Origin of the sequence: Streptomyces caeni, assembly GCF_042678285.1 — a bacterium.
GTDB lineage: Bacteria > Actinomycetota > Actinomycetes > Streptomycetales > Streptomycetaceae > Streptomyces > Streptomyces caeni.
The window spans coordinates 1-8,051 of sequence record NZ_JBHUDX010000106.1 but is presented as its reverse complement, the minus strand read 5'-3'; the positions used below and the strand labels follow the sequence as shown (position 1 = coordinate 8,051).

Sequence of the window (8,051 nt, the reverse complement as noted above, 5' to 3'; positions counted from 1 at the left end):
GCGTCAGCCGCTCCGCTGCCCGGACAGCCGCCGCGTCAGGGCGACCCAGCGCGCCGACCAGCGAGCCTTGAGGCTCCCCCACCGGTCGCTGAGGGCCCACACGGCGCGTACGGCCGAGCGCGGCGCCAGGACCGCACGCAGCCGCGTCGGCCGGCCGGCCGTGGACCGCAGGGCCGCCCGCAGCCTGCGCACATCGTCGGCCAGCCCGGGCGCGGAGCGCGGCTGCGGGGCGAAGAGCACCTGCTCCACCGCGCCGGCCACCCGGTGCACGGCCTCGGCCGTCGCGGCGTCCAGCCGGCCGAGCCGCACGATCCGCTCGGCGGCCCTCCGCGGGGTCAGCGCGTCGTCCGGCGGTATGCCGTAGTCCCACGCCGTGTCGATGAGCTCACGCCACACGGCCAGGGCGTGCCCCACGGCGGCCTCGGCGCCCAGGTCCGTGGCAGCCCCGTCCGGCAGGACGGTCATCCCGATCCCAGCCGTGTACCCCTCACCGGCCCCGCGCTCCCCGTGACCCAGACGGGCCGGTGGGAGAGCGGACGGTGCGTGCTGCGCGGAGGCCAGTCGCAGAGACCGGCTCCTGAACCGCCACAGCATCGGCGCCAGCGGCACCGCGAGCAGGACCAGCCCGAGCAGCGTCCACGTCAGGATCTGGTACCACGGCGGTCCGCCGTCCCCCGCGGCCGCCGCGGCCGGGGAGGACTCGCTCGGGCATGCCTGGAGCTTGCGCATCGCCGGCGTGCAGCTCCTGCTCGCCGACGGCGCGGCGGACGGCGCCGTGGACGACGACAGCGACGGCCGCGGCGCGACCGGGTCGCTTCCGCTCGGTGTGTCCGACTGGGTGTACGACGGCGGCGACCCACGGTTCGGAGTCGGCTCGAAGCGGGTCCAGCCCACGCCCTCGAAGTACAGCTCCGGCCACGCGTGGGCGTCCCGCAGCCCCACCGACATCGAACCGTCCGTCTGCACGGAGCCCGGGGTGAAACCCACCGCGACCCGCGCCGGTATGCCCAGCGTGCGTGCCATCGCGGCCATCGCGAAGGAGAAGTGCACGCAGAAACCCTGCTTCTGTTTGAGGAACCGGGCGATCGCGCCCGGCCCGGTGCCGACCTGCACCCGGGTGTCGTAGGTGAACCCGCCGTTGACCGCGAAGTACTCCTGGAGCTTGACCGCCTCCTCGTAGTGGTTCGACGACCCGGCTGTGACCTGGCGGGCCGTTCGGGCCACCACCGCCGGCAGCGACGAGGGCACCCTGGTGAACTCGCGCTGCAGCGGTGCCGGCGGTGCCGGCGCCGTGGCCAGCTGGTTCGCGGTCGGCTGCACGATCAGGCTCTTCACGTCGTACTGCACGCCCCGTGTGTTCTGCCCGTGGTCGCCGACGAGCGTGCGGCCGACCGGCTCGTACCGCCACCTGCCGTCGACTTTCACACGCGTCGCGGGGTACGGCATGGGCAGCCAGTCCTGTGCGTACCAGCCGGCGGCCGAGATCCTCGTCTCGATCTCGGTCCGCCGCACGTCGCCCGCGAGACCGGGCGGCGTGGGAAGCGCGTCGGGCACGGCGATGATGCGCCGTTGGGCCGGCTTCCAGGTCGTGCCGTCGAAGTCGTCCAGGGCGACGATCCGCAGGTACATGTCCCGCGTGTCCTGCGTGTTGGTGCGGTACGCCATGACCTGGCGGTCCTCGTTCACGTTCAGGCTGTCGCGCAGTGACACCAGGGGGTTGACCGCGGAGATGGTGCCGCCGTCGCCGATGCCCGCCCCCACGCCCGTGCGGGCGCCGTCCAGCAGCCCGCCCTTGAGCGAGGGCAGGGCGAGCGGCACCACCAGGGCGATCCCCAGCGCGACCGCTCCGATGCGCCGCCCGGTGCGGACGGGGGCGACGACGCCGCCGGTGTCCGCGCCCGCAGCGCGGGGACCGCCGCTGAAGACCCGGCCCCACTGGGAGAGCCGGTCGCGGCCCTCGGCCAGCAGCAGCACCAGATAGCCGCTCGCGGCGACGAGGAACCACAGCCAGTCGGTGCCGCCGTCGGACAGGCCCGCGGCCACCGAGTACAGCGCGAGCAGCGGCAGTCCGGCCGGCGCCGCCGCGCGGAACGTCACCGCCAGCGTGTCCACCAGAAGCCCGATCATCAGGACCCCGCCGACGATCAGCAGCCGGATCCCGGGGGTCAGCGGCGCCGGGATCGCATACCGCCCGACGTCCTGCGCGCCCGACCGCAGCAGCAGCCCGAAGTGGTGGAGGGCGTCCGGGCCGGGGATGAACCCGGCGATGGACTGCTCACGGGCGAAGGTGAGCGTGAGCAGCATCAGGCCGGCCACCACCTGGCAGGCGACGGTCAGCGGACGGGCCAGCGGGACCCGCCGGGTGAGCGCGCCCACCCCGGTCTGCACCGCCACCAGGACCGCCGCCTGGAAGAGCCAGGTCGCCGGCGTCACCAGCGGCAGCAGGGCGCACGACGTCATCAGCGTCGCCGCCGCGGCGCACAGCGCCAGCCGGGCCCTTCCGCTCATGACCGTCCCCCCACGCCGCCGATGGCACCCGCGCCCGTGCGCTGCCGGTCCGCCTCGCGCCACAGCTTCGCCAGCGAGACGCCCCGGGGCACCATCAGCGAGGTCCAGCCCGCCTCGCGCAGCATGCGCAGCCGCTCCTCGCTCCGGTCCGACGGACCGGGCACATCGGCCGGTTCACGCCCCCAGGCCTCGCCGTCCAGCAGGAAGGCGAGTGCGCCGCCGCTGCGCCTGCTCATCTTGGCGGCCACCGCCGCCTGCTCCTCGTCGAGATCGCCGAAGAAGGCCACCAGCAGGCCCTCGTTCCCGCCGCGCAGCAGGTCGTAGGCGCGTGACAGGCCCGCGCCGTCCGAGTGGTCGATCACGGCGAGCGTGTCCATCATCAGTCCGGCCGCGTCCGCGGACTCCTGGCTCGCGCCCGCGAACCCGTCCGCGCCCTCACCGGGCACCGAGGTGCCCGTGTCGGTCAACAGCCGTACGGAGAAGCCGCGTTCCAGCATGTGCACCAGTGTGGACGCCGCGCCCGCGACCGCCCATTCGAAGGCCGAGTCCGGGCCGGCGCCGTGGAAGGCGATGCCCCGGGTGTCGAGCAGTACCGTGCACCGGGCGCGCTGCGGCTGCTCCTCGCGGCGCACCATCAGCTCGCCGTAGCGCGCGGTGGAGCGCCAGTGCACCCGGCGCAGGTCGTCGCCGTACCGGTAGCCGCGCGGGATCACGTCGTCCTCGCCGGCCAGCGCCAGCGAGCGCTGCCGCCCGTCGCCGTACCCCATCGCCTCGCCCGTGAGCCGCGCCGGCGGCAGCGGCTCCACGCGCGGGACGACCGTCAGCGTGTCGTACGTCGAGAAGGAGCGGGTCAGTTCGCACATCCCGAAGGGGTCGGTGAGGCGCAGCTGGAGCGGGCCGAGCGGATAGCGGCCGCGCAGGTCGGAGCGCACCCGGTACGACACCTCGCGGCGGCCGCCCGCCTCCACCCGGTCCAGGACGAACCGGGGGCGCGGCCCGAGGACGTAGGGCACCCGGTCCTGGAGCATCAGCAGCCCGGTGGGCAGCCGCGAGACGTTGTCCATCCGCAGATGGACCCGGGCCTCCGAACCGGCGGGCACACGTGCGGGGGAGAGGCGGCGGCTGCCCGCGACCCGGTAACGCGTGCGGTACAGCACGGTCGCGCCGACCAGCGGCAGCGCCGCCAGCAGGAGACCGACCCGGAGCAGATCGCTCTGGCCGAGGACGTAGGCGCAGACGGCGGCGGCGACACCGGCGGCCAGGAAGGAGCGCCCGCGCGTGGTCAGCCCGGCGAACACGGTGCGCAGCCCGCCTGCGTCGCGCTCCGCGGGGTGCGCCGTCCCGGGCGCCATCACGGCCTCCGGGGCGGCTGCTGACCGTAGCCTTGGCCCATGCCCAGGCCGGACTGCTGCTGGGGCGTCGCGGGCACCGGGGTGCGCTGCAGGATCTCCTCGACGACCTGCTCCGCCGTACGCCGGTTCAGCTGGGCCTGCGCGGTGGGCAGCAGGCGGTGGGCCAGGATCGCCACGACTAGGGACTGCACATCGTCGGGCAGCGCGTACTCCCGGCCGCTGAGGGCGGCGGCGGCCTTGGCCGCGCGCAGCAGGTGCAGGGTGGCGCGCGGCGACGCGCCGAGTCTGAGGTCGGGATGCGTGCGCGTGGCCGCGACCAGGTCCACCGCGTAGCGCCGGACGGTATCCGCGACGTGGACGCCCCGGACGGCCTCCACCAGCTTCACGATCTCGTGCGCGTGCGCGACCGGCTGGAGATCGTCCAGGGGGTTGACCCCGCCGTGGACGTCGAGCATCTGCAGCTCGGCGTCCGGGCTCGGATAGCCGATGGAGACACGGGCCATGAAGCGGTCGCGCTGGGCCTCGGGCAGCGGGTAGGTGCCCTCCATCTCGACCGGGTTCTGGGTGGCGACCACCATGAAGGGGCTGGGCAGGGTGTACGTCTGGCCGTCGATGGTGACCTGGCGCTCCTCCATCGACTCCAGGAGCGCGGACTGGGTCTTGGGCGAGGCGCGGTTGATCTCGTCGCCGATCACGATCTGGGCGAAGATCGCGCCCGGTTTGAACTCGAAGTCCCGGCGCTGCTGGTCCCAGATGGACACGCCGGTGATGTCCGAGGGCAGCAGGTCGGGCGTGAACTGGATGCGCCGCACCGAGCAGTCGATGGAACGCGCCAGCGCCTTGGCGAGCATGGTCTTGCCGACGCCGGGGACATCCTCGATCAGAAGATGGCCCTCGGCGAGCAGCACGGTCAGCGAGAGCCGTACGACCTCAGGCTTGCCCTCGATCACTCCTTCCACCGACCTGCGGACACGCTCCACAGTGGCGGTCAGATCAGTAAGGCTCGCTCGATCGTCATAGGTCGTCACCCGGCCCTCCTCGGCCCGTTCTTTCTCCGGGCCGACGCTTGCGATGCGGACCGGCCCACCCCGAATTACCGACACCACGCGGGAATTGTTCCGCGTGACGCCACCCCCGCATTCTTGTGGCCGTTACCGGTTCGTGTCACTCGCCTGTGGATAACTGGCCGCGAGATGTCGGCCTTTACGGCCTTTTCGGCGCAGCGGGGCCGGGATTCTTGTCCGAATGGTTGTTCGGTGAAGGGGGTGCGAGGTGGCAACCGGGGTGCGAACCGCGTCGTCAGGCGGGGTCGATCTCGCGCAGCAGTCCCGTCCTCACGTCGAAGACGAAGCCGCGCACGTCGTCCGTGTGCAGCAGGAACGGGGAGGTGCGCACGCGCTGCATCGACTGCCGTACGTCCTGCTCGACGTCGCGGAACGCCTCGACCGCCCAGGCGGGCCGCTGGCCGACCTCCATCTCCAGTTCGTGCCGGAAGTCCTCGGTGAGGGACTCCAGACCGCAGCCGGTGTGGTGGATGAGAACGACGCTGCGGGTGCCGAGCGCCCGCTGGCTGATGGTGAGGGAGCGGATCACGTCGTCGGTGACCACGCCGCCCGCGTTGCGGATGGTGTGGCAGTCGCCGAGTTCGAGTCCGAGCGCGGCGTGCAGGTCGAGCCGGGCGTCCATACAGGCCACGACCGCGACGTGGAGGACGGGACGGGCGTCCATCCCGGGGTCGCTGAACGTGGCGGCGTAGCGTTCGTTGGCCTCTACGAGGCGGTCCGTGACGGTGCCGCCGAGTATGGCGCCTTCGGGGCCGGGGGGAACGGATGCAGAAGTCGTCATACCCATGACGGTACTGGTCACAGACGGTCCGGGCCTGCTGTGAGAGGGCACAAAGAACATCATCGAGGCTTGTTGTGACGCAACCCACACGGAAAGTGAAACGCCGCCGGACGGGTGAATCTGCGCACTGCGTGCCTCGGCGACGGGTCGGGTGCGCGACGCGCAGGCCGGTTGATTGACCGCGAGACAGGGTGGACTAAAGTGACGCGAAGCGGGAGGCGAGACGCTCTCCCCGCGGACTGTTCACCCGGAGAGCCCGGCGGCACCGCCGGTTTCTCCCCGCGTGCGCGGCGCGTACGTACGGCTCGGCCTCCTCCCGCTCCCGGTGGGCTGACGCTTCCGGCGCCGGCGGGCGACCTCTTCACCGGGGAACCCCCGGCGTCAGCCGGGAGAGGGCGGGGACCCGGCGGTGCGCACCGGCCGCGCCGGATCCGAGAGGCCCCGAAGTGACAGGGCGCGATGCGCTTTCCGACAACGGCGGCGGGCGACCGGCCGGCCGCCATGTGCCCGTCATGCTCCGGCAGTGCCTGGACATGCTGGCTCCGGCCCTGACCGAGCCGGGAGCCGTCGTCGTCGACTGCACCCTGGGACTCGGCGGGCACAGCGAGGCGCTGCTGAAGCGGTTCCCCGAGGTCCGGCTGGTGGGGCTCGACCGTGACAAGGAGGCGCTGCGCCTGTCCGGGGAGCGGCTCGCCCCCTTCGGGGAGCGCGTCACGCTGGTGCACGCGGTCTACGACGAACTCCCCGACGTGCTCGAGCGGCTCGGCGTTCCACGCGTCCAGAGCGTGCTGTTCGACCTGGGCGTCTCCTCCATGCAACTCGACGAGGCGGAGCGTGGTTTCGCGTACGCGCAGGACGCCCCCCTCGACATGCGCATGGACCAGACGACGGGCATCAGCGCCGCCGAGGTCCTCAACACCTACCCGGCGGGCGAACTCGTGCGGATCCTCCGGGCCTACGGCGAGGAGAAACAGGCCAAGCGGATCGTGTCGGCGATCGTGCGCGAGCGCCGGAAGGAGCCGTTCACGAACAGCGCGCGGCTCGTGGAGCTGATCCGGGACGCGCTGCCGCAGGCGGCCAAACGGACGGGCGGCAACCCGGCCAAGCGCACCTTCCAGGCGCTCCGTATCGAGGTCAACGGTGAACTCGCCGTCCTGGAGAGGGCGATCCCCGCGGCCGTCAAGGCGCTTGCCGTCGGCGGCCGGATCGCCGTGCTCTCCTATCACTCGCTCGAGGACCGCCTCGTCAAGCAGGTGCTCGCAGCCGGCGCCGCGAGCACGGCACCCCCCGGCCTGCCGGTCGTGCCCGAGCACCACCAGCCCCGGCTCAAGCTCCTCACACGTGGTGCCGAACTTCCCACCGAGGACGAGGTGGCCGAGAACCGGCGCGCGGCGCCGGCGCGCCTGCGCGGCGCCGAGCGCATCCGCGAGGACATCGAGTGAGCCGGACGCCGGGACACCGGGTCAGCCGGACGCCGGGACACCGGGTCAGCCGGACGCCGGGACGCCGGGTGAGCGGGACGGAGGACGCCCAGTGGGCCGGACGCCGAGTGGGCCGGACGGGAGCGAGCCGGGTGAGCCGGACGGAAGGGGTGGTCGAGTGAGCCGCGGACCCGGGGCGCACGCGAGGCGGGAGGGCGTGTGAGCAGAAGACCCGAACTCAGGGGGCGGGCGGCCCGGCTGGCCCGGCTGATTCCCGTGCGCGGCGCCGAGGCCGCCGCCCGTACCCCCTTCGTGCTGCTCGTCGTGCTGCTGCTCGGCGGCGGGCTCATCGGGCTCCTCCTACTGAACTCCGCGCTCAGCGAAGGCGCGTTCAAGCTCGAAGACCTGCAGCGGGAGACCAAGAACCTCACCGACGAGGAGCAGGCCCTGCAGCGGGACGTGGACGCCTACTCGGCCCCCGACGCCCTGCAGCGCCGCGCCCGCGAACTCGGCATGGTCCCCGGCGGCGACCCCGCCTTCCTCGACCCCGACGGCACCGTCAGGGGTGTCCCAGAGGCCGCCGCCCAGCAGTCCGCGGCGAGCACCGGGGACGAGGGCTCGCCCGGGGCGCTCGGCCCCGACGAGGGCACGACGGCGTCCCCGCCACCGTCCCAGGACCCGGCGGCCACGCCGTCCGGCACATCGCTGCCGCCGTCGACGTCGCCGAGCGGCACGGCGCCGCTGCTGTCGCCGGCCGCCGACTCGGCGGCCCGTCGCACGGCCGAGTCCTCCACCCCGCCCGCAGCCCTTTCCACGACCCCCGGCAGGTGACGGAAGTGTCCGACAGGGAACCGCCACGCCGCCGCGTGCCCGGCCCCGCCCGGCCCGCGCGCCCCGGTGCCCGGCGCCGCCCGGCCCCGGGTGC

The 8,051-nt window shown here is 73.5% G+C and carries 6 protein-coding genes; 2 read left to right on the top strand and 4 right to left on the bottom strand.

Annotation, left to right across the window (positions count from 1 at the left end; translation table 11 throughout):
* Positions 1-3 precede the first annotated feature (3 nt).
* The 4 genes from ACFSL4_RS32960 to ACFSL4_RS32945 all read right to left on the bottom strand — a co-directional run bounded on the left by ACFSL4_RS32960 (position 4) and on the right by ACFSL4_RS32945 (position 5,705).
* The gene (locus tag ACFSL4_RS32960; protein ID WP_381091172.1) at positions 4-2,508 is read right to left on the bottom strand and encodes a transglutaminaseTgpA domain-containing protein; all 2,505 of its coding nucleotides are present in this window, start codon (positions 2,506-2,508) and stop codon (positions 4-6) included.
* Complete coding sequence (locus tag ACFSL4_RS32955; RefSeq protein ID WP_381091170.1) at positions 2,505-3,860, bottom strand: DUF58 domain-containing protein; 1,356 nt, start codon at positions 3,858-3,860, stop codon at positions 2,505-2,507. Before ACFSL4_RS32955 ends, ACFSL4_RS32960 begins: the two co-directional genes overlap by 4 nt.
* Entirely contained in the window at positions 3,860-4,888 is a 1,029-nt protein-coding gene (locus tag ACFSL4_RS32950) for an AAA family ATPase (RefSeq protein WP_381091168.1), read from the bottom strand. Before ACFSL4_RS32950 ends, ACFSL4_RS32955 begins: the two co-directional genes overlap by 1 nt.
* A gap of 271 nt (positions 4,889-5,159) precedes the next feature.
* A complete protein-coding gene (locus tag ACFSL4_RS32945) occupies positions 5,160-5,705 on the bottom strand; it encodes a beta-class carbonic anhydrase (protein WP_381091167.1) in 546 nt (181 codons plus the stop codon).
* Positions 5,706-6,208: 503 nt separating this feature from the next.
* On the opposite strand from ACFSL4_RS32945, the gene rsmH reads away from it, so the two are divergent.
* Both rsmH and ftsL read left to right on the top strand, forming a co-directional pair.
* The gene (rsmH, locus tag ACFSL4_RS32940; protein WP_381091183.1) at positions 6,209-7,147 is read left to right on the top strand and encodes a 16S rRNA (cytosine(1402)-N(4))-methyltransferase RsmH; all 939 of its coding nucleotides are present in this window, start codon (positions 6,209-6,211) and stop codon (positions 7,145-7,147) included.
* Positions 7,148-7,345: 198 nt separating this feature from the next.
* On the top strand, positions 7,346-7,957 hold the full coding sequence (ftsL, locus tag ACFSL4_RS32935) for a cell division protein FtsL (protein WP_381091165.1): 612 nt from the start codon (positions 7,346-7,348) through the stop codon (positions 7,955-7,957).
* The last annotated feature ends 94 nt before the right edge of the window (positions 7,958-8,051 follow it).